Source organism: Lactobacillus apis, assembly GCF_003150935.1.
GTDB classification, from domain to species: Bacteria; Bacillota; Bacilli; order Lactobacillales; family Lactobacillaceae; genus Lactobacillus; species Lactobacillus apis.
On record NZ_CP029476.1, the window covers coordinates 538,901 to 565,073 of the forward strand.

General features: G+C 35.9%; 25 protein-coding genes and 1 pseudogene. 21 read left to right on the plus strand and 5 right to left on the minus strand.

What is annotated here, in order from left to right:
- The first annotated feature begins 2 nt into the window (after positions 1–2).
- Positions 3–1,037, plus strand: a complete 1,035-nt coding sequence (locus DKL56_RS02675; RefSeq protein WP_074425567.1) for a gluconeogenesis factor YvcK family protein — start codon at positions 3–5, stop codon at positions 1,035–1,037.
- A 3-nt stretch (positions 1,038–1,040) separates the two neighbouring features.
- Positions 1,041–1,976: a DNA-binding protein WhiA gene (gene whiA, locus DKL56_RS02680; protein ID WP_109715312.1), complete on the plus strand. Its 936-nt coding sequence runs from the start codon at positions 1,041–1,043 to the stop codon at positions 1,974–1,976.
- Positions 1,977–2,030: 54 nt separating this feature from the next.
- On the opposite strand, the gene clpP is transcribed toward whiA, so the two are convergent.
- Positions 2,031–2,615 carry an ATP-dependent Clp endopeptidase proteolytic subunit ClpP gene (clpP, locus tag DKL56_RS02685; RefSeq protein ID WP_046306499.1) on the minus strand — a complete coding sequence of 195 codons (585 nt, stop codon included), beginning with the start codon at positions 2,613–2,615 and terminating at the stop codon, positions 2,031–2,033.
- A 171-nt stretch (positions 2,616–2,786) separates the two neighbouring features.
- On the opposite strand from clpP, the gene DKL56_RS02690 reads away from it, so the two are divergent.
- Entirely contained in the window at positions 2,787–4,526 is a 1,740-nt protein-coding gene (locus DKL56_RS02690) for a GW dipeptide domain-containing protein (RefSeq protein ID WP_239440599.1), read from the plus strand.
- A gap of 30 nt (positions 4,527–4,556) precedes the next feature.
- Here DKL56_RS02690 and DKL56_RS02695 read toward each other — a convergent pair whose 3' ends face one another.
- Positions 4,557–5,009, minus strand: coding sequence for a Fur family transcriptional regulator (locus DKL56_RS02695; RefSeq protein WP_239440601.1), 453 nt, complete (start codon positions 5,007–5,009; stop codon positions 4,557–4,559).
- Positions 5,010–5,106: 97 nt separating this feature from the next.
- Complete coding sequence (locus DKL56_RS02700) at positions 5,107–6,546, minus strand: APC family permease (RefSeq protein ID WP_109715314.1); 1,440 nt, start codon at positions 6,544–6,546, stop codon at positions 5,107–5,109.
- 160 nt (positions 6,547–6,706) lie between these two features.
- On the opposite strand from DKL56_RS02700, the gene DKL56_RS02705 reads away from it, so the two are divergent.
- The 17 genes and pseudogenes from DKL56_RS02705 to DKL56_RS02785 all read left to right on the plus strand — a co-directional run bounded on the left by DKL56_RS02705 (position 6,707) and on the right by DKL56_RS02785 (position 23,733).
- On the plus strand, positions 6,707–8,233 hold the full coding sequence (locus DKL56_RS02705; protein ID WP_109715315.1) for an LBA0864 family S-layer associated protein: 1,527 nt from the start codon (positions 6,707–6,709) through the stop codon (positions 8,231–8,233).
- A gap of 152 nt (positions 8,234–8,385) precedes the next feature.
- Positions 8,386–9,090, plus strand: coding sequence for a lantibiotic protection ABC transporter ATP-binding subunit (locus tag DKL56_RS02710; protein WP_109715316.1), 705 nt, complete (start codon positions 8,386–8,388; stop codon positions 9,088–9,090).
- A complete protein-coding gene (locus DKL56_RS02715; protein WP_109715317.1) occupies positions 9,083–9,811 on the plus strand; it encodes a lantibiotic immunity ABC transporter MutE/EpiE family permease subunit in 729 nt (242 codons plus the stop codon). Before DKL56_RS02710 ends, DKL56_RS02715 begins: the two co-directional genes overlap by 8 nt.
- A complete protein-coding gene (locus tag DKL56_RS02720; RefSeq protein ID WP_109715318.1) occupies positions 9,804–10,535 on the plus strand; it encodes an ABC transporter permease in 732 nt (243 codons plus the stop codon). The genes DKL56_RS02715 and DKL56_RS02720 overlap by 8 nt, the downstream gene beginning before the upstream one ends.
- Before the next feature lie 274 nt (positions 10,536–10,809).
- Positions 10,810–11,838 (plus strand): ornithine carbamoyltransferase, encoded by a 1,029-nt coding sequence (gene argF / locus DKL56_RS02725; RefSeq protein ID WP_109715319.1) that lies wholly within the window; start codon positions 10,810–10,812, stop codon positions 11,836–11,838.
- Positions 11,839–12,265: 427 nt separating this feature from the next.
- Positions 12,266–13,297, plus strand: coding sequence for a sugar-binding transcriptional regulator (locus DKL56_RS02730; protein ID WP_046306514.1), 1,032 nt, complete (start codon positions 12,266–12,268; stop codon positions 13,295–13,297).
- 52 nt (positions 13,298–13,349) lie between these two features.
- Positions 13,350–14,366, plus strand: a complete 1,017-nt coding sequence (gene gap, locus DKL56_RS02735) for a type I glyceraldehyde-3-phosphate dehydrogenase (protein WP_046306516.1) — start codon at positions 13,350–13,352, stop codon at positions 14,364–14,366.
- A 103-nt stretch (positions 14,367–14,469) separates the two neighbouring features.
- Positions 14,470–15,681 carry a phosphoglycerate kinase gene (locus tag DKL56_RS02740; protein WP_046306517.1) on the plus strand — a complete coding sequence of 404 codons (1,212 nt, stop codon included), beginning with the start codon at positions 14,470–14,472 and terminating at the stop codon, positions 15,679–15,681.
- Positions 15,682–15,705: 24 nt separating this feature from the next.
- Entirely contained in the window at positions 15,706–16,461 is a 756-nt protein-coding gene (tpiA, locus tag DKL56_RS02745; protein WP_074425556.1) for a triose-phosphate isomerase, read from the plus strand.
- Positions 16,462–16,809: 348 nt separating this feature from the next.
- A complete protein-coding gene (locus DKL56_RS02750; protein WP_162542495.1) occupies positions 16,810–17,115 on the plus strand; it encodes an SLAP domain-containing protein in 306 nt (101 codons plus the stop codon).
- A 14-nt stretch (positions 17,116–17,129) separates the two neighbouring features.
- The gene (locus DKL56_RS02755; protein WP_109715321.1) at positions 17,130–17,711 is read left to right on the plus strand and encodes a hypothetical protein; all 582 of its coding nucleotides are present in this window, start codon (positions 17,130–17,132) and stop codon (positions 17,709–17,711) included.
- A gap of 195 nt (positions 17,712–17,906) precedes the next feature.
- Positions 17,907–18,518: a hypothetical protein gene (locus tag DKL56_RS02760; protein WP_109715322.1), complete on the plus strand. Its 612-nt coding sequence runs from the start codon at positions 17,907–17,909 to the stop codon at positions 18,516–18,518.
- A gap of 67 nt (positions 18,519–18,585) precedes the next feature.
- Positions 18,586–19,161: a GDSL-type esterase/lipase family protein gene (locus DKL56_RS02765; protein WP_109715323.1), complete on the plus strand. Its 576-nt coding sequence runs from the start codon at positions 18,586–18,588 to the stop codon at positions 19,159–19,161.
- 92 nt (positions 19,162–19,253) lie between these two features.
- Positions 19,254–20,108 carry an aldo/keto reductase gene (locus DKL56_RS02770; RefSeq protein ID WP_109715324.1) on the plus strand — a complete coding sequence of 285 codons (855 nt, stop codon included), beginning with the start codon at positions 19,254–19,256 and terminating at the stop codon, positions 20,106–20,108.
- Positions 20,109–20,120: 12 nt separating this feature from the next.
- Positions 20,121–20,515, plus strand: a pseudogene (locus tag DKL56_RS07950) (MerR family transcriptional regulator).
- Positions 20,516–20,670: 155 nt separating this feature from the next.
- Positions 20,671–22,239 carry an ATP-binding cassette domain-containing protein gene (locus DKL56_RS02780; RefSeq protein WP_162542496.1) on the plus strand — a complete coding sequence of 523 codons (1,569 nt, stop codon included), beginning with the start codon at positions 20,671–20,673 and terminating at the stop codon, positions 22,237–22,239.
- A 264-nt stretch (positions 22,240–22,503) separates the two neighbouring features.
- Positions 22,504–23,733: an MFS transporter gene (locus tag DKL56_RS02785; protein ID WP_109716025.1), complete on the plus strand. Its 1,230-nt coding sequence runs from the start codon at positions 22,504–22,506 to the stop codon at positions 23,731–23,733.
- 131 nt (positions 23,734–23,864) lie between these two features.
- On the opposite strand, the gene DKL56_RS02790 is transcribed toward DKL56_RS02785, so the two are convergent.
- Both DKL56_RS02790 and DKL56_RS02795 read right to left on the minus strand, forming a co-directional pair.
- Complete coding sequence (locus DKL56_RS02790) at positions 23,865–24,386, minus strand: LURP-one-related/scramblase family protein (protein WP_046306534.1); 522 nt, start codon at positions 24,384–24,386, stop codon at positions 23,865–23,867.
- A gap of 10 nt (positions 24,387–24,396) precedes the next feature.
- On the minus strand, positions 24,397–25,272 hold the full coding sequence (locus DKL56_RS02795) for a Cof-type HAD-IIB family hydrolase (RefSeq protein WP_046306536.1): 876 nt from the start codon (positions 25,270–25,272) through the stop codon (positions 24,397–24,399).
- Between the two features lie 201 nt (positions 25,273–25,473).
- Between DKL56_RS02795 and DKL56_RS02800 the strand changes: the two genes are divergently transcribed.
- Positions 25,474–26,169: a uracil-DNA glycosylase gene (locus DKL56_RS02800; protein ID WP_179853673.1), complete on the plus strand. Its 696-nt coding sequence runs from the start codon at positions 25,474–25,476 to the stop codon at positions 26,167–26,169.
- Positions 26,170–26,173: the final 4 nt, after the last annotated feature.

The window sequence follows — 26,173 nt, forward strand, 5'->3', positions numbered from 1 at the left end:
ATATGACATATAGCGATTCAAAAGTGATTAGGGTAACGAGAAGTAGAAGACCCAAAATTGTTGTAATTGGTGGCGGAACGGGTCTACCAGTTGTTTTGAGTGCGTTAAAAGAACAAGATGCGCAAATCACAGCAATTGTGACAGTTTCAGATGATGGCGGCTCTTCTGGAACAATTCGTAACTTCATTAATGTTGTTCCACCTGGTGATATTCGTAACGTATTAGTTTCTCTAAGCGACATACCACAAGAACAAAAAGATGTTTTTCAATACCGTTTCGATTCATCAGACTCATTTTTCTCGGGACATGCGATAGGTAATTTGATTATTGCTGCTTTAAATGAAATGCATGGTAATATTTTTGACGCTGTCCAATCATTGTCAAAAATGATGCGTGTTGATGGACATGTTTTTCCAGCTTCCAACGAGCCTTTAACATTGAATGCGGAATTTATTGACGGGACAATCCAAGCGGGAGAAAAGGAAATAACTAACAAGGACAAGCGAATCAAGCGTGTTTGGGTAACAGATACGAATTCTAATAAAGAACCGGAGGCTGTTTCACCTGTTCTGGACGCAATAATGCAAGCTGATGCGGTTGTTTTGGGTCCAGGAAGCTTATTCACTTCAATTCTTCCTAATTTGATGATACCTAATCTCGGTGAGGCTGTTAGAAAAACAAAAGCAGAAGTTATTTATATTTGTAATATCATGACTCAACTTGGCGAGACTGATCACTTCTCCGACTGTGATCATGTTGACGTTATCAACAAGCATCTTGGTGGTCATTATGTAAACACAACTTTGGTTAATGGTGCCAAAATTGACATGTCAAAATTTAATCCTAAGGATTATGATGCCTACATTGAGCCCGTTAAAAATGACTATGCTGGCTTGCGAAAGCAAGGCTGCCGGGTAATCACAGATGACTTCATTGACCAACGAAGCGGCCTTGTGTTCCATGATGGTGAAAAAGTGGCAAACGAGATAATTAATCGTGCATTTACGGCAATGTCGACCAGAAAGACTACGGAATAACCAATGGCAAGTTATGCAAGTGAAGTAAAGAAGGAACTTACCTCCTTACCAATTCATCCTGAGCACGCAAAGGCTGAATTAGCTGCTTTTTTGCGGATGAACGGTGTTTTAAATTATCATGACCGTATGTTTAGTCTTGATATCACAACTGAAAACCCAGCAATTGCTCGACGAATTTTTTCTTTAATAAAAACAGCGTATCGTGTAGAACCGTTATTAATCGTTTCGCGTAAAATGAAACTAAAGAAAAATAACCAGTATTTGGTGCGCCTGCAAAATCATGTCAAAGAAATTTTGACTAATTTGGAAATTTTAGCGCCTGATTCGGGTTTAATCACGCGAATACCTAAAAGAATAATTGATTCGCGCGAGGGGGCAATGTCGTATTTGCGTGGTGCTTTCTTAGCAAGTGGGAGTGTAAATAATCCGGAAACAAGCAGGTATCACTTGGAAATATATTCTGCTTATGAAGATCACAACAATGATTTATTAGAACTAATGAATCATTATTTTAATCTTAACGCCAAAACAATTAGTAGAAGGCGAGGTTATATAGTCTATCTCAAAGAAGCAGAGAAAATTGGCGATTTTCTTCATGTTGTTGGTGCGGTCAACGCAATGCTATCCTTTGAGGACTTAAGAATTATGCGTGATATGCGCAATTCGGTTAATCGCTTAGTTAATTGTGACACGGCAAATTTGAAAAAGACTGCTAATGCAGCTGCTAAACAAGTTGAGGATATTGAACTAATAGAACGCAAAATCGGGCTTGAAAATATTCCAGAAAAGCTGCAGGGAATCGCAAGATTGCGGCTGGCCAATCCGGAACTGTCATTAAAAGAGATTGCTCAGCAAGTTCCAGATGGACCTATTTCAAAATCAGGTGCAAATCATCGTTTTGCTAAACTACATGAAATGGCACAGAAATTAGAAGAATAAAAAAGATCTCCGAGCTATTTAGCTTGGAGATCTTTTAGTTTAATTAGTATCTAACTACTTCTTTTGGTTGACCATAATTTCATCAATTAAGCCATAATCCTTTGCTTCTTCAGCAGTTAGGTAGTTATCACGTTCAGTATCTTTCTGAATCTTTTCAAGTGGTTGACCAGTAGTTTCGTGAAGAATCTTATTGATCTTTTCACGGCTCTTTAAAATTTCATTAGCTGCAATTTGAATATCAGTCTGTTGGCCTTGAGCACCACCTAAAGGTTGATGAATCAATACAGTAGAGTTAGGTAAAGCAAAACGTTTACCCTTTGCACCACTGGTTAATAAAATGGAAGCCATTGAAGCTGCCATTCCGATTGCAATAGTTGATACATCTGACTTAATGAAGTTCATCGTATCCATAATTGCTAAACCAGAAGTAATTACACCACCGGGTGAGTTGATATAAAGGGAGATGTCCTTAGTGTTGTCTTGAGCATCAAGGAATAATAACTGGGCAATAATTGTATTTGCCATGTCGTCATTAATTTCTCCACTGAGCATGATAATTCGATCTTTTAGCAAACGAGAATATATGTCATAAGCGCGTTCACCACGAGCAGTTTGTTCAATAACTGTAGGTACAAGCATCTTTTTACCTCCTAAAATTAAAGTCATTTTGTTAGCACTCTAATAAGTACAGTGCTAATTAAATCACTTACATTAAATACTGTCAATGAAAGTGTATTAATTTTGTATTCTAAATTACAACGTTCTTATTATATAATACGAAGAGTAAACTAAAATATTGGAGGAATAATTTTGAAGCTTTTTAAGAAAATTGCAATTCTTACGACCACAGTGCTTGCGGGGCTAGCGTTGTCGACTGGACTTGTAATTACATCGGTTGAAGCTGATTCTAATCAGTCGCAGCAGCCAGCGCAAGGAGAAACAAAAACCACTCCTAGCAAGAATAGTAGTCAAGGCGAAAATACCGATGAGGAGAATGACAGTGGTGATCCCAATAGTCAACCTGATCCTGGTAATACCAACTCAGACAACTCGAATACCAAACAGCCACCAGTGAAAAAGAAAGCACCCAAACAAGTAATTACAGGCTATGCAATGATGACCAAAGTTGCTGGTAACAAGAACTACAAGGTTTGGGCAAACGTAAAAGATGGTAAAGTTAGCAAAAAAGTTGCTGATGGGATTAACTTTCAATATAGCCATATTCAATCAGATCAACTAATTGAAACAAAAAGTGCTCGTTACTGGAGAATTTATGTTAATGGTCGAAAAGTTGGTTATGTAAACGAAAAGTTCTTTGCTAGAAATCAAATAGCTGTGCCTAAAACAATTAGTTTGGTTAACAATGAGTTTTATGAATTTTTCACACGGGATGCAATTTCATATGCAACTAATTACATGGGCACTGTTATTAGCAATGACAATGTAAAAATTTCTCGTGAGACCATTTCTTGTGCTACTCCAAAAACCTACACAGTCAAATATACATATGGTGACGCGAAAGCAAGTGTTAAGATAACAGTTAGAAAAAGCACTACTGAAGGAATTGCTGATCCTGATGTAACTAATTCGTTCCCTGCTCAGCCTGGTACAAATGAACACCAAGCCTGGAAGACGCATTACGGTTCTTCAGTTAATTACATTAGTCCTACGGAATATACGCCTGAAACAGAATCACATACTCTAACAAGTGGTAATCTGACTTTGAAGACAAGATTTTATCAACCAGTCCTTCTCAGCGTAAAAGATCCAACCGATGATAATATTAACCGTGTTGGTCATATTCCAGAAGGCGTGACTGTTTCAAACGGCTGGGCTTATACTAGTTTATTGAGTCATACTTATTTAAGTTCTGGCCACGTTGTAGGTTATGACTTGAATAAGTTAACTAGCCCGTATAATGCGCAACATCTTTTAGATATGTCTCAAAAGGACTTTAATAATTATTCTAAGCATATCAAGGTCAGTCCATACATCCCAATTGGACATGGCCAAGCAATGGGTGCAAGTGACAAGTATATCTACGTAATTAATAATAATAATAAATTAAACGAAACAACCGATTCAGAAGAAATTGTTCAAATCCGTAAGAGTGATTTACAAATTAACAAAATTTGGACAATGAAAACTTGGGTGGGTGATCAAAATAGTCCTCGTTACTTCCACAACGGAGTAATCATGAACGATTATGAAATGTACACGGTATATCATGATACTAAGAATAATCGCTATGAATATTGGCAACTAACTCGTACTGGTGACAACTGGAATCCAAAATTAGTTGGTAAGACAGATGGCAATTTTGTTAATAACAATTCACCAGTTCAAGGTTTTGCTTATGATCCCGATCATAAGAACTTTTACTTAGCATTTAATGACTTGATCTTCAAGATTGGTCGTGACGGGACTTTAAAGGATCACTATTCATTTGATACCGGTCGTGAAATCGAAGGTATTTCTGTACATGATGGTAAACTATACGTTAACTTAGCACAGCGTGCAGAGCTATTAGTAAGTATGAACATCAATTAAATAAACTTTAAATCAAAAAAGAAGAGCAATTTAGCTCTTCTTTTTTTGATTCTTCTTTTGACATTCAGGACAAATACCAAAAATTTCTAAGTGACTTGCAGAAGTAACGTAGCCCGTTTGTTTTTCTGCTTCTGCACGCATACGATTTTCAACAGCTTCAAAGTCAGGATAATAAACGTCAGCTATGTTATCGCATTGTTTACAAATAATGTGGAAGTGGGGTTCAACAAAGTAGTCGTAATGAATTGAGTCATCACTATTTTTGATTTCGATAACAATGCCTGCATCAACTAATTTGTTTAGTGTGTTGTAGACTGTTGCTCGATAGGCTGGCTCGTCGCCGCTAATTGCTTTAAAAACAGTAGCTGCAGTAGGATGATTATGATGTGTCCGCAGATATTTTAAGATTTTAAGCCGTGGCTTAGTGACTTTCAAATTATGTTCACGTAGTAAATCTTCTGTTTCTTTTAAGTAGTTTGGCACAGTTTTCATCTCCTTAGTTTATTAAGTATAGTTTAGCATTAAATGCACAAAAAAAGTCGCCTTTTATTAGGCGACTTAATTAATCTTTAATTAGTATTTACTGTTCTTTAGCATCTTGATGGTGCTTGATCGTTGGTAAAATCATACCAAGTAAGAATAAAACGATTGGGGTAGCAATGTTTAAGCATAATGTGAATGGATCATCAGAGTACATTCCCATTAAGCAACATGCAACTGTAACAATTAATCCCCAAACACCAAGCGTATATGCAAGCCATTGATGCTTAGTCATTTCGTAGTTTTGGCCATTGTGGAACTTAGTAGCTTGCTTACGTAATGCAATGTAAGCAATGAATACCCATAAATAACGCATTGGCATCACGATAGAGTTTAATTTAACCAATTGAGCCATGACTGCTTGAGCGTTTGGCATGATAGCTTGTAAAACAATTAGACCACCGGATAAGCAAACAACCATCCAGATACCATTGATGTAGGCGCCATGCTTGTTAACTTTCAATAGCTTCTTAGGAATGTAATCTTTAGCTTCCTTACTACCTAATAGGATACGTAATGGAGCATCAATACTGATTACTAAAGCTGAGAATTGTCCAATAACGTTGCACCAAGCATAAATGTACATAAACAATCCACCAACACCGTAGTATTGGCCCAATTTGGCAAAGGCCATGTAAGGTCCGTTAGAGATGTATTCGTTTAAATTGGCGTTAACAACCTTAGGATCAAACATCATTGCCAACGCAATTGTTCCTAAAATTGCGGAAATCATAACCATTGCAGCTAAACCTAACATTGATTTAGGAAAGTTACGAGAAGGATCTTTCAACTTGTTTACATATGGTGAAATCTTTTCAGCCCCACCAACTGCGAAGACTAAAATTGATAGTGAGGTAAAGTACTTGAGGTTAAAGTCAGGTACAAAATTCTTCCAGTTCCAGCTAATATTATTAAAGCCGGCGTGAGGATTGATCATTGGTGCTGCATACATCATGATAATGAATAAAATTGACATGATGAACATTGAGGAACCAGCAATCGTTGACAATGTCTTAATAACTGGCACACCACGACTAGCTACCCAGCAGAAGAATAAAAAGACAGCAAGAGTAGCTAATTGAGTCCAGGTAGTAGGCAAACTGTCATACCAAGTAGTATTGCCAAAAATGCCCCATGACATACCTCTTAATCCACCAGTACCCTTACTTGAAATGTAAACGACATGAACAGCCCAGAAAGTCCAACCAGCATAATAAGCCCATTTTGGACCAATTGTAGCATTAATCCATGATGAGACCCCACCTTCGGAGTTTTGAAAGACAGAGCCGAGCTCACCAACCATTAGTGCATAAGGGATGAAAAACAGAAGGAAAATAATAATCCAACTGAGAATAACTTTTGTTCCATCAAAATAAATGAACCCATTAACAACATTACCAAAGCTCCAAACAATAGAGAAGGCCATAGTTGCTAGGGTGGGCCACATCATTTTTTTGGAATTTTCTTGCGATGTTTCCATAACCTAGTTCTCCTTACAGAAAAAATAATAACGTTAATATTGTAACGCAGACAATTATAAAAATCTATTTTTATTAGAATCATAGGAGCACACTATTGATTTAGCTTTTTAAAAGTGTGAAACTATCTTTATATGTATCATTAGGAGGTAGAAAGATTTAATGAAAAAAAAGTTTATAAGTAAATTGCTAGTTGCTTGCTCAATTTTGCTAACTAGCTTATTTGTTGGGAGTAATACAACTGAAGTAAATGCCAAGAGTTACCATAAAGCTGTTACTAAAATTGCAGGTAATGGTAATTACGCTATTTATCATAATACAAATAGAAAGGGTCCATCAGGCAAATTTACATCGACTAAGTATTTTAAGCATGCTCAAATTCAATCAAAGCAATCACTTGATACCAAAAAGGGTAAGTTTTGGAAGATTATTGTTGATGGACGAACAGTTGGCTGGGTTAGCCAAGACTTTTTTGCAAGAAACAAAATAGCAGTTGTTTCCAAAGTTAGTCTAGTACAAAATCCAAACTTTTCATTTGATACAAGGGACGCAATTAACTATGCTACAAACAGTGAGGGGACAGCTGTTAAAGCTGATAAGATTAAAGTTTCGACTTCAAGCGTTAGTTCTGCTACCCCTGGCACAACAACAGTTAATTACAGTTATGGCAACGCAAAGGCAAGCACAACTGTGACGGTTCGTGCTGACAAAAATGAGGGTATAGCTAGAGCTTCTGTTGCTCCTAAAAATGGCCCTAAAGAAGTATCTACTTGGAAAGGCAGTTCAAAGTCTAGTTCAAGAAATTGGAATGCGGCGCACCATTACACTTTTGAAACCAGTTCAAATACTTTTAAGTCAAATGGCTTAACTCTTAAAACCAAGTTTTTCCAACCTCGTTTTGTCAGTTTGGATTACAACAAGGCAGCTGATAAGATGGGACAAGTTGGGGTAATACCGGAGGGAATAACTGTACGCGGTTCCAACTTTACAGTTGCTGTCTTCAATTCAAGTAGTGATCAATACGGTCACTTGGTTTCATATGATTTAAACCATGTTAGCAAGTATGGTGCGCAGAATTTACAAGGTTTAAAATGGTCAACTTTTAAAAATTATGCATCGCACATTAAAGTCAGCCCATACATTAAACTTGGACATGGCCAAGCAATCGGCTCATCAGCAAATTATATTTATGTAATTGCTAATGACAACAAGATGAAGAATTCCACTGCTTCTGAAGAGATTTATCAAATTCGTAAGTCAGACATGATGGTTAACCAAATTTGGAGCTTCAGAATCTGGAGTGGTTCATCACCAAGGTACATTCACAATGCAACATTCTCTGATGATAACACGATGTACTGCTTATTCCACAATGGTGGCAATGGTTATTATGAATACTGGAAAGTAACGCGGAATGGTGATTCTTGGGTACCAGAAGAAGTTGGTGCGACAAGGGGGAACTTTGTCAGCAACCATTCACCTGTTCAAGGATTTACTTATGACCCATCGCATGACCAATTCTACGTTGGTTTTAACGACTACATTTTCAAAGTGGCCAAAGACGGCACTTATAAGAAGACACATCATTTCAACATAAAACGTGAGCTTGAGGGTCTGTCTGTTTCCGGTAATAAGATTTACGCTGAATTTGCTCAACGTGGGGAATTAACCGTTGGTAAGGCAAAATAAAATGAATTAAAAACAGTTTTCCGAAAGGAAGACTGTTTTTGTTTTAGTCCGGATTAATAATAAATTAACTGTACTTATAAAGTTTGCGTATTACTTTAATTATTATATAATTTCATTTATAGTATTTTTAAAATAGTTTAAGGAAGGTCCCTATGCAAAACATACTAGAAACAACTAACTTAACCAAAAAGTTCAAAAATCAAGTTGCACTTGATCATGTTAATATACATGTACCTGCCAATCAGGTTTATTGCTTGCTTGGACCAAATGGAGCCGGTAAGACGACACTGATGAAAATTTTAACTGGAATGATTTCAGCCACAGAAGGATCGATTTCCTTTGCTGGACATGAATGGTCTAGAAAAGATCTTGCGTCTATCGGTTCGTTGATTGAGAATGCTCCGTTATATGGCAACCTAACTGCAAGAGAAAATTTGCAGGTCATTTGTAATTTGCGAGGCATAGATACTAATGAAATAGATAATATTTTAGCAACAGTGGGTATGGATCAAACTGGAAAGAAACTTGCTAAAAATTTTTCTTTAGGTATGAAAGAACGATTGGGAATTGGGCTAGCCTTAGTTGGTAGTCCTAAGCTATTGATTTTAGACGAGCCAACAAACGGACTTGATCCACTAGGAATTCAACAATTACGTAACCTGATTGCTGAATTTAAAAAGAAAGATATCACAATTATTATTTCAAGTCACATGTTATCAGAAGTTGAGCATTTAGCAGATAACATTGGAATTATCGGAAACGGTAAACTTCTCTTAGAAAAGCCGATAGATCATCAGGAAAACTTGGAAGAGCTGTTTAATAGTACGTTGATGAAAGCTGGTGTTACAGGTGCTTAAAGCTCTATCAATAGAAACTCTTAAAACTAAAAGAACTCTTGTTAGACAATTAATCTGGGTTTTTCCATTCTTAGTAGCAATTGTCACTTTTCTATTATTTGCAGCAGCCGGCTATGTGGCTCAAAGCATAATTAATCAGTGGAGTTGTATTTGGTTTCCATTATTTTTAGCACTAATCATTGGGCTAAATGATCGCCATGAAAAAAATAGTACTGAATATAAAATGATTCTGAGCTCACCGAATGACTTATTTAGTTATGAGTTAGGTAGAATTCTTCATGGGTCTCTGCAAGGCCTGATTACTTCCCTTGTCCTAGTTATTTTGGTTTGCGTACTTTCATTTGTGACAGTTACTAGTGTTTCAGTCTCCTCAATAGTTTTGGCGATTTTGGGATTATGGCTTGTGAATTTATGGCAAGTACCTTTATATACATGGATTAGTCGTTTGACGAATATGTATGTTACAGTGCTTATTGCGGCTATCGGAGTTTTTATTGGCATAGAAATTAATGAATACGCTTGGGGGAAAATTTGGCCATTTACTTGGTCTGAAATTTTCCCAATTTCTCTAATTAAGATTAAAATAAATGGTCTCCCGATAGCAAATACTTCAGGCTTATCGAATAATTACTGGACGATTGGAGCAGCACTTGTTTTATTTGTGATTTTAAGTTACTTAGGTGCTAGATCATTCAGAAATCAGGTAAAGAAAAATGATTAATAAAATATTTAAAGCCGAAAACGTAAAATTAAAGCGTAGCTTTTTATTATACATGCATTTATTTGTGCTACTTATTTTCCCGCTAATTATGGGACTTTACTATGGAAGTAAGAAGAATTTTGTTAATTCCCAAACCATGGTTATAAGTTTTTATGAAATATTAGCAATTGTTTCTCCTTTAGTCATTAGCGTTGTGGTTTGTCTTGTTTTTGATAGAGAAGAAAAAGCCGGCGGCTGCAAAAATTGGTTGTCCAATCCTATAGGGAAGGGTAAAACTATAATGACGCAATTGCTGTACTATTGGCTGTGGTATTTTGTTGAAATAGTAGGGACAAGTATTTTTTACTATTTGATTCTAAAATATGGGTTCCGTGTAACGGGTATCTCCTTCTTAAAGCTTCTTCTAACAAGCATTGCTTTTGCTCTTTTTGGCTTTTTGCAATACGCAATTGCTCAATTAATTGTACTTAAATGGAACGTTGGGGGAGCAATGATTTTAGGATTCTTTGGATCCGTAATTTCTGCTTTAAGCATTACAGTTATCTTCGACTTTATTTGGCCGATTGTACCCTGGTCATGGCAAATTTATTTGACTGCTTTTTGGCAAAAAGAAATGAGTCTTGGCTCCCAAAAAGTCATAGGATTACTGATGCTAATTCCACTCTTCTTAACGGTTATATTTAGCCTGTTGATTGAAAAGGCATATAGAAACTGGCAACACTAAAAGTTCTAAGTTGAATCATTGTATGCCTGACATAAATATAAAAATTAGAGTAGCGCATTATAATTCAGATGAGGACTAACTTTTGATTTTTAATCGAAAGTTAGTCCTTTTTGTTTAAAAATGAGATATTAAGATGCTAGAACATGTGAATAATATTGCTATGTATGGCAATGTTTAAGAGTTTTTATAATTTCAGCAAAACCGTTTTTCAAAGGAAAGATATCAGGTATCATTTTAGTCTGATAAAACAAGTATTTTGATTAAGGAGAACCTTTTGACTAAAAGAGATTTTATTGATAGCTGTAATTTTTCACAAGCTGAAATGCAATATATGGCCGAACTGGGCTTGAAGCTAAAAGAGGCAATTGAACATGGATATTATCCACCATTACTAAAGGGCAAGAGTTTGGGGATGATTTTCGATCAATCCTCAACAAGAACGCGCTGCTCTGCTGAAGCTGCAATGACTGAATTAGGTGGTCATGCACTATATTTAGCACCTGGTCAAATTCAATTAGGCGAGGGTGGTCATGAAGGATTAGCGGATACCAGTCATGCTCTAGGGGACTTACTCGATATTATCGGAGTTAGAACAGCTAGCCAAGAAGATGTTGAAGAGATAGCTCAAAATTCTAGGGTACCTGTTGTCAACTTCATGACCGATGATGATCATCCTACTCAAGCATTAGGTGATTTGATTACCATTATGGAGTATTTACCTGAAGGTAAGAAACTATCTGAAGTAAAGCTTGTTTTTGTCGGGGATGCTACGCAAATAGCTGTTTCAGCAATTTATCTGTGTGCACAAATGGGCATGCAATTTGTGCAATATGGCCCTAAAGCTAAGCAAATGCCAAAGAAAATAGTAGAAAAAGCAAAAAAAATTGCTGACAAAACAGGTGGTACAATCACTTTATCTGAAGATGAAGCAGTTTTAAAAAACGCAGACTTCATTTATACGGATGTTTGGTACGGCTTATATGACCAAGAACTGAATAAAGATGAATACATGAAGATCTTTTACCCTAAGTATCAAGTTAATGACGAGTTAATTGCAAAAACCGAAAACCCTAATGTTAAATTTATGCACTGCTTGCCTGCTAATAGGGGCGAAGAGGTCAGTGCTTCTGTTCTTGAAGGTGAAAAATCAATTGCGTGGGAGCAAGCAGCCAATAAAAAAGCTGCTATGCGTGCAGTGTTTGTTTATTTACTTAATGCCAATTTTGCTACAGACGCTGATTCAATCAAGATTGCTAGTCAGTATCAAAGTGAATTGCAAGAAATACTAGAACAAAGACAGTAAAAGCAAAAAGAGCTAAATGACAACAATTCATTTAGCTCTTTTATTGTTTAGTTATGGGTCCCCTGAGAGTCGAACTCAGATTTTAAGAACCGGAATCTTACGTGCGATCCATTACACTAAGGACCCAATTAGCACTTGAACAAGTATAGCAGAAAAAAGCAAAAAATTGAATTCTTTTTATTCTAAAAGCTAAGCAGGACTCAGTTATTACTTAAAACTAAGGAAAAAGCAGTTAAATTATTAAGACTTTCTAATCGGTTCATTTTTGCTTGAATTATTTTTGGGTGGTTGATATACTATAGATGTCGATTGAGGAATGAAGAATTTAATTGATATAAGTTCACGTTTCTCTTATATTTTTAGACAATCTGGGACAAAAAATGACAATAGCTAGGTCAAAAATGTCCCGGGAGAAGGAGAGAAGTCGATGTACTCGGAAATTCCTGTGCTAGAAGCTCTCGTTCCTGACATTTTAAAAGTTTTTCGACAAAGATATCTTGTTCTAGAGCAGATATCCCTTAAAGCCCCAATTGGGCGTAGAAGTGTTGCTCAGTCTTTAGGACTTTCTGAAAGGAACGTTCGAACTGAAACGGAGTATCTTCGTGATCTCGGCTTAATCGAGATTAAAAGCTTTGGAATGTTTATGACAGAAAAAGGTCAGAAGATGTTGCAGGATGCAGCGCCGGTGATTGATCGACTATTCAATGCACGTGAGACTGAGGTTGATTTAGCTCGTAAGCTTGGAATTGAACGGACGATTATTGTTCCTGGTGATAGTGACTTGCAAGAACTTGTTTATGAGCGAATGGGTGAAGAACTCAATTCAGCTCTTGACTTGCTTTTGCCTCTAGGACACTCAATTATCACTGTTTTAGGTGGAGCTGCACTTGCGAAGTCAGCAAAAAATTTGTCTAGAAATTTAGGTAAGAATCGGCAATTAGAATTTGTACCTGGTAGAGGTGCCCTGGGTGAAAATGTTGCGATTCAAAGCAATACAATTGTTCAGGAAATGGCACTGAAAACAGGTGGTAAATATAGAACTTTATATTTACCTGAGCAGGTTTCTACAGAAGCCTATAAGTCACTGATTCGTGAATCAACTGTTGCTGATGTGCTTGAAGATATTTCAAAAACTGATGTTGTCATTCATGGAATAGGGCTAGCTCAAGATATGGCGCGGCGCAGAGGATACGATTCGGTTCGTTTGTCTGAGTTGCGTGAAAAAAAGGTCGTTACCGAATGTTTTGGGTGTTTTTTCGATAGCGATGGTAAGATTGTCGACCGCGTGCATCAGGTTGGCTTGCAGTTCGAAAATCTGAACAAAATACCTCACATATTTGCCTTTGCTTGTGGTGGCAGAAAAGCCAAAGCAATCAAAGCTTATATGCCTAATGCTCCTCATCAAACCTGGTTAATTACTGATGAGGGAGCCTCAAAGAAGATTTTAAAGGAGAAATAATTCTCATTTAAAATAAAAAGATGTTTATAGTTCTTAAGGAGGACTTTAGAATATGACAGTTAAAATTGGTATTAACGGCTTTGGCCGTATTGGTCGTTTAGCATTCCGTCGAATCATGGATTTGGGCGAAAAGTCAAAGGATATCGAAGTTGTTGCTATTAACGACTTGACTACTCCGGCACTTTTAGCACACTTATTGAAGTATGACTCAACTCATGGTACTTTCAACCACGAAGTTTCAGCTACTGATGATTCAATCGTTGTAGATGGTAAGAAATACCGTGTATACGCAGAACCACAAGCTCAAAACATTCCATGGGTTAAGAACGATGGTGTTGACTTTGTTCTTGAATGTACTGGTTTCTACACTAGCAAGGCTAAGTCACAAGCTCACCTTGACGCTGGTGCAAAGAGAGTCTTAATTTCAGCACCTGCTGGTAACGACTTGAAGACTATTGTTTACTCAGTAAACGATGATACTTTAGACGCAAGCGACACAATCGTATCTGCTGGTTCATGTACTACTAACTCATTGGCACCAATGGTTGACGCTTTGCAAAAAGAATTTGGTGTTAAGGTAGCTACTATGACTACTATCCACGCTTACACTTCAACTCAAATGCTTTTGGATGGACCTGTTCGTGGTGGTAACAAGCGCGCTGCTCGTGCTGCTGCAGTTAACATTATTCCTCATTCAACTGGTGCTGCTAAGGCTATTGGTCTTGTTGTTCCAGAATTGAACGGTAAAGTTAACGGTCACGCACAACGTGTACCAGTTACTGATGGTTCATTGACTGAATTAGTTTCAATCCTTGACAAGAAGGTAACTGCTGACGAAGTTAACTCAGCATTGAAGAAATACGAAAGCCCATCATTTGCATACAACGATGATGAAATCGTTTCAAGTGATGTTGTAGGTATGACTGCTGGTTCAATCTTTGACCCAACTCAAACTATGGTAACCACTGCCGGTGACAACCAATTAGTTAAGACTGTTGCTTGGTACGACAATGAATACTCATTCACTTGCCAAATGGTTCGTACTTTGTTGAAATTTGCTACTCTTTAATCTGTAAATTAGATTACTGAATAAGTAGTAAAGAGAAGGCGGAGGGAAATTCTTCCTTCCGCCTTTTTTTCAAGAAAAATAATTAAGTTATCGGAGGATATAGATGGCTAAATTAATCGTTTCAGACGTTGATGTTAAAGATAAAAAGGTATTAGTTCGTGTTGACTTTAATGTTCCTATTAAAGATGGCGTGATTGGTGACGACAACAGAATCGTTGCCGCACTTCCAACTATTAACTACATTATCGACAATGGTGGTAAGGCAATCTTACTAAGTCACTTAGGTCGTATTAAGTCAGATGCAGACAAAAAGGACTTATCACTTAAACCAATCGCTGATCGTTTGAGTGAATTATTGAAGAAACCTGTTACCTTTGTTCCTGAAAACGAAGGTAAAGAAGTTGAAGATGCTATTAACAACATGCAAGATGGCGATGTAGTTGTTCTTGAAAACACTCGTTTCCAAGATATCGACAATGACTTTGGTAAGCGTGAAAGCAAAAACGATCCTAAGCTTGGTGAATACTGGGCATCATTAGGTGACGTTTACGTTAACGATGCCTTTGGTACTGCACACAGAAGCCATGCTTCAAATGTTGGAATTGCTGAAGCAATGAAGAAGGCTGGTAAGCCGGCTGCAGCTGGTTTCCTAATGGAAAAGGAAATCAAGTTCTTAGGTGATGCTGTTGCAAATCCAGTTCACCCATTTGTTACTATCTTAGGTGGTGCAAAGGTTTCTGATAAGATTGACGTTATCACTAACTTGATTCCTAAGTCTGACCACATCTTGATCGGTGGTGGTATGGCTTATACTTTCTTAGCAGCACAAGGTCATGAAATTGGTAAGTCATTATTTGAACCAGATAAGGTTGACTTGGCTAAAGAATTGCTTGAAAAAGCAGATGGTAAGATTGTTTTACCAGTAGATAACTTGGCTGCAACTGAATTCTCAAATGATGCTGCTCGTAAAGTTGTTGGTGACGACATTCCTGAAAACATGATGGGTCTTGACATTGGTCCTAAGACTGTTGAAAAGTTCAAGGATATCTTGAAAGATGCTAAGACTGTTGTTTGGAATGGACCAATGGGTGCATTTGAAATGCCTAACTTCGCTGAAGGTACTTTAGAAGTTGGTAAAGCATTAGCTGATTTGACTGACGCTACTACTATTATCGGTGGTGGTGACTCAACAGCAGCTGCTAAGCAATTAGGTATTGCTCCTAAGATTACTCACATCTCAACTGGTGGTGGAGCTTCATTGGAATACCTTGAAGGTAAAGAATTGCCAGGAATTGCCTGCATTTCAGACAAATAAGCTATCAGAAAGGACAATAATTAAATGCGTACACCAATTATTGCTGGTAACTGGAAACTAAACATGAACCCAGAACAAACTGCTGAGTTCGTAGCTTCTATTAAAAATGAGTTACCAGAATCAAGTAAAGTAGAATCAGTAATTTGTGCTCCAGCCGTTGACCTTGATGCATTGAAAAAGGCTGCTGAAGGTTCAGAATTACATGTAGGTGCAGAAAATGCCTACTTCGAAACTGAAGGTGCTTTTACTGGTGAAACTTCTCCTAAAGTTCTTAACGAAATGGGAATCGATTACTGCATTATTGGTCACTCAGAGCGTCGTGAATACTTCCACGAAACTGATGAAGATATTAACAAGAAAGCTAAAGTTTTATTTGCTAATAACGTAACTCCAATCGTTTGCTGTGGTGAATCACTTGAAACTCGTGAAGCTAACAAGCAAGAAGAATGGGTAGTTGGCCAAATTAAAGCTGATTTGGATGGTTTAACTGCTGAACAAGTTTCAAACCTTGTTATTGCTTATGAACCAATTTGGGCAATCGGAACTGGTAAGACTGCTAGTTCAGAACAAGCAGAAGAAATGTGCAAGACAATCCGTGAGACTGTCAAGGACTTGTACGATGATGAAACTGCTGAAAATGTTCGTATCCAATATGGTGGTTCAGTTAACCCAGCTAATGTTAAAGAATTGATGGGTAAGCCAAATATTGATGGAGGTTTAGTTGGTGGTGCATCACTTAAACCTGATTCATATTTAGCTTTGGTAAATTACCAAGACTAATTTTAACTGTATAAATGAAAAGCCTCTGCAAATAGCAGAGGTTTTTTTTGCTTATCAAAAATTTAGTACCATGGTTATTACTATAAAGTGAGCAAAGTACAAGTTGTTTTTTATAAAATCGTGTATTAAAATTTAATATATTAAATAAAGTAGTCATTAAATTAATGATCGTTAGGAGAAAATAATGAAACTAAATAAGTTTAATTTAAGTTTGTTTTTAAGCACCTTACTTTTATTTTTATAAGTCTTGGTTCGACAACTACAGTTTTTGCATCAGAAAATAGTAATACAGCTGTTGTTGCAAAAAAGTCCACGATCTACGCGCCAGATGAAAAACTATCTGCATATGTGCGTACAAAAGGAAGGGTAGAAAAAGGAACAAAAGTAAGTTTACTTTCTTCTATAATTTCAAACGGCCGTAGTTTTGATGAAATTTCAGATGGTAAGTTTATTCTGGCTACTAACCTAAAAGGTAAGAGCCGCAAATTAAAGAAAGATGCGTATGTTATTTTTCCGGATGGTGGGAAATTAAAAAAGTTAAAAAAACATACGAGAGTAATGACATATGGACTACCAGTCACAGGCTATTTAGATAAAAAGTACTATACGGAAAAAAGTGGAAGGTTTATCAAAAAGTCAGCTTTTATTAAATAAGAAGGGAAAGAATATTGAATAAACAAATAAAGAAAAGCAAAATAAAGATACTTATTGCTATAACTACATCTTTGGCTCTTGGATTATTTGTAGGAAAAAGTAATGATAGTAACTTCTTCAATACAAACACGGTTGTTCAAGCAGCTCATGTAAAAGGTAATTTAGGAAAACTGACTACACCGAAGAAGATGCGTGGTACCTGGTATGGCAAAGCTTTTGATATGAATTATAAATCAAACACAATTGATAAATTGAGAGTAAAAGCGCATAAAATCGGTTCTGATGAATTACATAGGCAAGATACTAATGCTAAGGGAATTAAGAATACTAAGCAAACCAGAAATTGGGTAAGGGCTTTTTACCCTGTAACTTTTAAAAAGGACAAAAACATAAAATATATCTCGATGTTACCTTGGTTTAGTCCTGTTGCATCAGGTAGGAGTTTAGGTTTATATCATTACAAAGGACACCGCGTTTTAATTGAAAGAACTACATCTTCTTATAGAATAACTAACGTTTATTGGCGTTCGGCTAAGTTAGCTAGAATGTATGGTGGGACAAAGCCAAAAGAGTTAAAAACATTTGCTCAATGGTAAATTATTTTTGTGTTAGTTTTTCTTATGTTTAAAATGAAAAGCCTCTGCTATTTGCAGAGGCTTTTTACTTGGAATTGTTTTAGTTAACAGGAATAATATATATAATTATATATTTAAATCACAAAAGACACTTTTATTGTTGAAAATAACTGATATAATATTAAATTATCTCAGGTTCTCAGGAGGCCGAAAAAAATGAAAAGTAAGAAGATTTTAACAATGCTTGCAGCCGCAACAGTTGCTTTAACTACTGCTACACCAGCACTAGTAAATCAACCAGCCCAAGTTCAAGCTGCCACTGTTAAGAAAAATAAATATGGTTTTAACAAACTATATACTTTCCCCAAAACTTTGCGTGGTAAGTGGTACAGCACCAACAATTTGACACCTAATCCAATGAATATTCAAAAGAATTCATTCGATACGCCATGGGCAAATGACCATGTTAAGGCTGTTGAAATTGGAACAGTTAAGGGAACTAAAAAGTACCCTTGGCAAATGTCCAAAACTTGGAAGTCAAAGAACGCTGATTTATTTGCTAAGTATGCAAGAGTAACAACTAAGACAATGAATGGCGACAAGTGGACAATTGTGAGTCCAGTCGATGAAAAGTCAACTAAGATGGGTTATGCTTTTACTGTAAAAACTGAAGTGATTGATGGAAAGAAAGAATCTGTTTTATTCCAATCACATCCTCAAGTGGGTGAAGTTACTAACCAATACTTCAGAACTGAAGAATTGGCTAAAAAATATGCTGCTCATGAATTCAAGGATATGAAGTATAGTAAAGTAAATCCTAGAAATTAAAATAGACTGTAGTTACAATTTAACTGTAACTACAGTTTTTTATTAGTTTTAATTGGAGAAGCTTCAAATGAAATTGCTTTTAACAGGTGATAGCATCATTGCTAGAAAAGAAGGCTTGAAAGGGCCACGACTTGACTACACCTTAAAGAAGAAAAATTCTAATATAGAGACGATTAATACCGCAGTACCAGGAATTAACTCAGGTGCATTTTTTGCTTTGATTTCTGACCTTGTCCTTAAGATAGACCACTGTGATAAGTTGATTCTATTACTTGGAACAAACGATTTGGCACTGCATAAAAAGGTTCCATTGGAGCAGTTTAAGCAAAACATGGCATTAATTATTTCCAGCATGGTTTGCTTATATTATCCAAATAATTTCATAATGATTTCTCCGCCTGCAGTTGATGAGCATAAACAGGAAAAGCGAACTAATAATGATGTTGCTGCTTATACAGCAGAATTGGAACAAGTAGCAAATAATTATAAAATACATTTTATTAACCTTTTTGAAAAAATGGCTAAGCAAGGAAGCTTAACAACTCTTTGTCAAGGCCAATTAGATGATGGTTTACATTTTGGTGCTGCAGGGTATGAGTTATTGGCTGACTTAATTATTAAAGAACTTGATAATAATAGCTAAAATTGGCAATAAATAGTAGATTCAACCTTGCTATGGAGTTAACTCTAACGTTTATACTAACTCTAACAAAAGAATTTTTGGGAGAGTTAAAAATGGAGAAAATAACATTAAATAATGGAGTAGAGATGCCCCTTTTAGGGTTCGGTGCTTTTCAAATTACCGATTTAACCTTAGCTGAACAGGTAGTAGAAGATGCAATTAGATCAGGGTATCGCTTAATTGATACAGCCTCTTCATATGGCAACGAAGAGGCGATAGGACAAGCAATAAAAAATAGTGAAGTTGATCGTGCTGATATATTTGTTACAACAAAACTATGGGTATCTGACACCGGTTATGAAGCAACAAAGAGAGCAATTTTAACTTCTTTAAAGAAACTTCAGTTAGACTATTTAGATTTATATCTAATTCATCAACCGTATGGTGATGTTTACGGCTCTTGGCGAGCAATGGAAGAAGCATATCAAGCAGGTACAATTAGAGCAATTGGTGTTTCGAACTTTACAGCAGACCGTGTTTTGGATCTAGAGCTATACAATAAGATTTGTCCCGCTGTTGATCAAATTGAAGTTAATCCATGGATGCAACAAAAAGATGATGTTCCTTTTTTGCAGAAGCACAATATTCAACCGGAAGCATGGGCTCCATTTGCTGAAGGAAAGCAGCAAATATTTACTAATTCACTGATTGCTGAAATTGGACAGAAGTATCATAAGACCGTAGGGCAAGTTATTCTACGCTGGCTACTTCAAAGAAAAATTGTTGTGATTCCAAAATCAGTTCATCATGATAGAATAGTTGAAAACAGCCAAGTCTTTGATTTTGAATTGACTCAAGCAGAAATGGCACAAATTAAAACACTAGATGAAAATAAAAGTCAGTTTTTTGATCATCGGGATCCAGCAGCTGTTCAAAATATCCATGATCTAGTACGGAATGTTGATTAAGGAAATAAAAGTTTGAATATCAATGAAGTGAGCAAAAAATTTGGTTTACCAAAAGACACATTAAGATATTGGGAAAAAGAAGGATTAATCCCTGCGATAAAGCGTGATCAAATGGTTATCGCGTTTATAGTGAATACGATCAAAACTAGATTTTTTATATTTTAGTTTTGCGTAAGGCTGGGATGCCGGTTAAAAAGCTGAAGCAATTTGTTGTACTATATTTGCATGAACCACAAACCAGAAAAAAGCGTCGTGAATTATTAGAAATGCAACGTGACGAACTAATAAAGCAAATACATGATATTCAAAAGACAATTAACTATCTAACTTATAAAATTGATCATTTTGATGACCAACTTCTGACATTCGAAAATGAAAAGCTAGCATATGAGAAAAAGGTTGATTAATTAGCAAAAGACATTACCCCTGTAGACCGGTAATGTCTTTTGCTATCTTCTTGAAGCTTAAACCAAATATAAATAAGCATTATTTGCTAATTGACAGAATAAGCAGATAATATTAGAGTTAAATGAAAAAGTTAATTGTATATAGGAGGCACAACATGTACAAATATCTTAAGCAACATTTATTTTCCGTCGGGTGTGCCTGCTTATTGTTGTTAACCAATTCATTCCTGCAAGTTTTGGCTGCTACCAAAATGGCAAATTTAGCTAATGCTTTAATTGCGAAAAATATAAATCTTTTTGGTCAATTATTGATGCTGATTTTTTTACTATGGTTTATTTCTTTTATTATTTCCTTTTTTGAAAGCTATATTGAAGAAAGTGCAACTCAAGACATTTTAACTGATATTAGAAATGATATTGCAACAGCGCTAACTGAAATGCCAGAGAGTGATTTTCAGAATAATCCAGTGGACTATTACGAATCGTATTTGCAAAACGATGTTAATCTCATTCAAAGAGAAGGTGTAAACACCTTTTTCAGGATTGTTCGCTTCAGTGGTAATGCAATTTTTGCTTTAATTGCATTATATCTATATAGTCCAATTTTGTTCATTACTGCTATTTTTTTAGTAGTTTTAATTGTATTAGTACCTCGGCTTTGTAAAAAATACCTTAGTAATGGAGTGGAAGAGATATCTAAAGCTAACGAAAAATTTCTTAAGTATACTAGCAGTGGATTACACGGTTATGAGACCCTCTTTGTTTTTAATGCCCTGTCAGAGATAAAAAAGCTCGTTGATACGGGCTCTAGTATATTGAAGAAAGCAAATGTTCATAACGCTATTAGGAGATCGATTGTCGACATTATTACTAGTGTAGTAAATATTGGTAGTCAGCTAATTATTTTAGGAATTACTGGATTTTTACATTTCAAGGGTGTTTTGAGTGCTGGAGCTATTTTGTCGACAGCAGAATTAGCGACAAAAGTCTTTGATTCAGCTGGAATAATTAATCGCTATTTAGCTCAATTGCTTTCAACTTCAGGTATTTTTGCAAAATTTTCTAAGCTAAAAAATCTTGTTATTCCAGACAAACAAAAGTTTGATCTGGCATCCTTTCCAATGCAATTTAAGACACTGGAATTTAGAGATGTGTCGTTTTCATATCCTGGTTCTAGAACAACAATATTAAGTCATTTTTCTTATGCCTTTACTAGGGATAATTTTTATAAACTAAATGGTGATTCTGGCAGGGGAAAATCAACATTGCTTAAGTTAGCAACTGGTCAGCTCAAACCAAATTCTGGTGAAATTCTTTTAAATGGAATTAATATTAATCAAATCCCACAAAAAGTCATAAACGAGTTGATTATATACTTACCTCAAAAGGTTACAATTTTCCCTTACTCAATTAACTATAATATTTCATTAGGACGAAAAGTTAATTTGGAAAAATTAGCCTCAGTAAAAGAAAAGTTTGGAATTGATGATTCATGGCAATACAATTCTCTTTCTGGAGGACAGAAACAACGAGTTGCATTAGCTCGTCTCATTGATTCTGCTAACAAGCTTGTTTTACTTGATGAAAGTTTTTCAAGCATTGATTTGAAATCGTCGCAGGATTTACTTCAAATGTTTTTGAAAGATTGTAAAACGATAATTTTAGTTTCTCATCGAAATAATGAAATTGGCGATTTTCCAGTTAAAAATCTCACTTTAAAGTAAAAGCTGGAACAAATGATTTAGCAAAAAAGAAGATTTCTAGGCTATTTGCTGCAGGAAATGTAACTATACCAATATCTGCAGTTTCAGAAGAATACATTCAACTCAAATCACAGGATTCTATGTAGGACGTTTATTAAAGAAAAGCACTATTGCTAATCCAAGTGTTAGATTTTTTCCCCCGAGAAGTCAACTGGGACAAAAGCTTGCAACATAATATTGAAGAGTCAAGACAGAAAATGGATAATATTTAAGGATAGAAAAGTGATGATAAAAAAGAAATATTTAAATGTTTATAAATTACTAGTTGGACGGGTGGCAACTAATATTGCTGATAGTTTATTCTATATGGCAATTTTTTGGTACTTTAAAGAAACTGGTCATTCACCATTAATGGTAGCGCTAATTTTTTCAATTGAAGCTGGAATTGACATAATTTCGTTTGGATTTGGTCCGCTAATTGATCGTTTGTCCGTTAAAAAATTGCTAAAATATTCAACTCTTATACAAATTGTAATTAGTGTTATTATCGCCTGTGTACTATACCTTAAGCAAAATAATGTAATCATTGACATATTTTTACTTCTATTATTTGGTATATCAACAATATTATCATCAATTATTTATCCAACAGAATATAAGCTGTTGCCCGTGCTTGTTGAGAAGAAGGATCTCTTGCATTTTAACGGCCTTTTTCAGGTAAGCTACAAGATATTGGACTTAGTACTAGACGGTATAACCACCTTTATTATTGCTACAACATCTATCAGTATAACCATTATTATATCAGCGGTTATTTTTACCATAGCGCTCTTTATCTATGCAAGAGTACAAATTAATATGCTCGCAAAAGATGTACTAAAAAGTGAAGAATACTTTACAGGCTCCTATTTAAAAGATTTACAAGTTGGTTGGGTTACTTTGAAAAGTGAGAGTAATATTATTGAATTAATATTACCGTTATGTGTGGTTAACTTCTTTTTTGGCATTTATGATGTTGGATTGCCTTATTTTGCGGAAAGCTATATACATGACTCGGCGATTGGCTATGGAGGATTGCTGATGGTATCCTCCCTAGGAAGCATACTAGGAGCTCTTGTTATACAGCATTTTAAGTTAGGAAAAAAGAATATGGAAGCTTTTATTACTTTATGCTTCTTGGGAGCGGGAATATTTAGACTCTTGGTTCCATTAACTGTAAAAACTAGTGTGATTTTCGCCTTGATTAGCTCTGCAATCTCTTCTTTATGGATTACAATGATGAACATTGATTTTGAAACTCTAGTTCAAACAAGCTTTTCATCAGCAATTTTAGGTAGAATTGATACTATCAATGACAGTATACTTTCGCTAATGATACCGTTAGGTACATTTGGGGGAAGTTGGATTATAGAAAAATTTGGCTCAATAAGTACACAATACGTTTATGGAGTGGCATTATTAGTTAGTGCAATCTACTATTTTGGTGTAACAAGATATAGAAAAAGATTAAAATAACTCATTTTTTGATTTGGCTGAAATATATCTTTTTTGATGACCAATTTCTGACATTTGAAAATGAGAAGTTGGCTTATAAGAAAAAGGTTGATTAACAAAAGGAGCACTACAATTAGTAGTGCTCCTTTTGTTTAGTTGAATTTAACATTATATTTACGTCCAATAGGTGGGAATGTCGGTAACCGCAGAGGCGTTGTATGCCATTGTGTAAAAAGGGTGGCACACAGTAAAATAAACGGTACATCTTCTGGGCGAGCAATATTACAAGTTAAAACGACCCCATTTTTCTTGATATCCGTTTCAACCGTAGCCACTGTTTTAACCCCAGATAAAAAGCGGTATTTTCCGTTTTTGATACTACCTGTAACTAAGTAATTAAGTCTAGTAATATAAAAAAGATTCGACACAGAGTTGTTAAAGCGTTTGACTTTAACTAAAGAATGATTGACAACGTCAATAGTATAGGATGAAATTATGCCATTACCATCAGTATAAAGCCGACCAATTTCAGTTTGCTTATATGTCTTCAAATAAAGTGTATGGTTAGGATTATCAAGATTACCTTGAATTAAGTATTTGATTTTGCCTTTTTCATTTGCAACGGGAATCTGACCGTATTCTTGCTTTTGAGTTAGTTCTAGTAAATAGCGCATTTAAGCACCTCTATTCTTTAGCATTTTCGCTAATAAACTGTTTTAAAATATAAGCTACTCCATTTTCATCATTAGTTTTTGTTTGTACTTGGGCTAATTTCTTAATTGCTGGAACCGCGTTGCCCATAGCTACACCTGTACCTGCATCCCTAATCATACTCTCATCATTAAGGTTATCGCCAATTGCAGCAACTTCTTCTCGCTTCAGGCCTTTCTTTTTCGCATATTCCATCAATGCAGGACCTTTTTGTGCCTTAGCATCATTAATCTCGATATTAGCAGGAGAACTTGAAGTCACTGCCACGTCTCCCAAAGCCATGATTTCCTTTTTTGCCTCAACAAAAGCTTCAGGTCCATGTCCGTCAAATGAAATTATCTTCATTACTTCAAGCTCTGGATCGTTTAATAGGTCAGTAAAACTGTCAACGTAAGTCATGCTTAACATTGCATTACTTCCTGCTGCTGTTGCTACTGCTTTTTTAAAACTTAGGCGCGGATTAAGCGCAGTTAATGCACGAGCTAAATTAACTACTCGTTGGCTAATGTCTTTTGAAAAAATCAAGTCTGAGGTTACAAGCTCATAATAAATGTGGTGGCGGTCCAAAATGTCCGCTACTTGTTTCGCTTTGGCTGTTGGTAACGGATTTTTAACCTGCAGCTTACCATTTGCATCAAATACAAGTGCACCATTAATGTTAATAAAACCTGTGTTAATACCAAAATCTTTAATTACTTTACGCGATTGTTCAGGTGAACGTCCGGTTGCCACCAAGAACTCAATTCCACTTTTTTGGGCCGCTTTAATTGCGGCTACGTTTTCGTCTGAGACGGTAATATTACTGTTAAATAATGTGCCATCAAGGTCACAAGCTACTAATTTAATCAAGATAAGAGATGAGCCTCCTTCGTAACTGAAGCGTTTTATTATTTCATAATCATCTTAACATAAGTAGAGAACATGTCGTTTATTATTTTTTTAATAAATGCGCTTTGTTATGGTAAAAATCGTTAAAATTGTCTAAGTTATTTTCAATCAGAATTAGTTTCATGATACCATATAGGCTGTGAAAGAGAGGGTGTCTTGATAATGAAAAAGTTTATTGGCAATGACTGGGATGAAGTATTAGCTCCTGTATTTGAAAGTAATGAATACCATGCGCTTCATGAGTTTTTGAAAAAAGAATACCAAACTAAGCGGATATTTCCAGATATGTACCATATTTTCACTGCTTTTAAATTAACCCCATTTGCTAAGACTAAAGTAGTTATTCTAGGCCAAGATCCATACCATAATCCAGGGCAGGCAACCGGAATGAGTTTTGCCGTAATGCCTGGGGTTAAATTACCACCATCCCTACAGAACATTTATAAGGAACTTTATGATGATGTGGGTTGTGTTCCGGTTCAACATGGTTATTTGAAAAAGTGGGCTGATCAGGGTGTACTTCTACTGAATGCAGTTTTAACGGTACCATATGGACATGCAAATGGACATCAGGGCAAAGGCTGGGAGCAAGTAACAGATGCTGCAATCAAAGCCCTGAGCGATCGTGGTCAGGTTGTTTTTATCTTATGGGGCAAATATGCGCAAAATAAAATCGCATTAATTGACCAAGAGAAGAATTATGTGATTAAATCAGCTCATCCGAGTCCATTCTCAGCAGATCGCGGCTTCTTTGGCTCACGACCATTTTCGCGTTGTAATGAGGCCTTAAAAAAATTTGGTGAAACACCAATTGATTGGCAATTGCCGCAACAAGTCACAGAATCTGATTTAGCATAGGTGA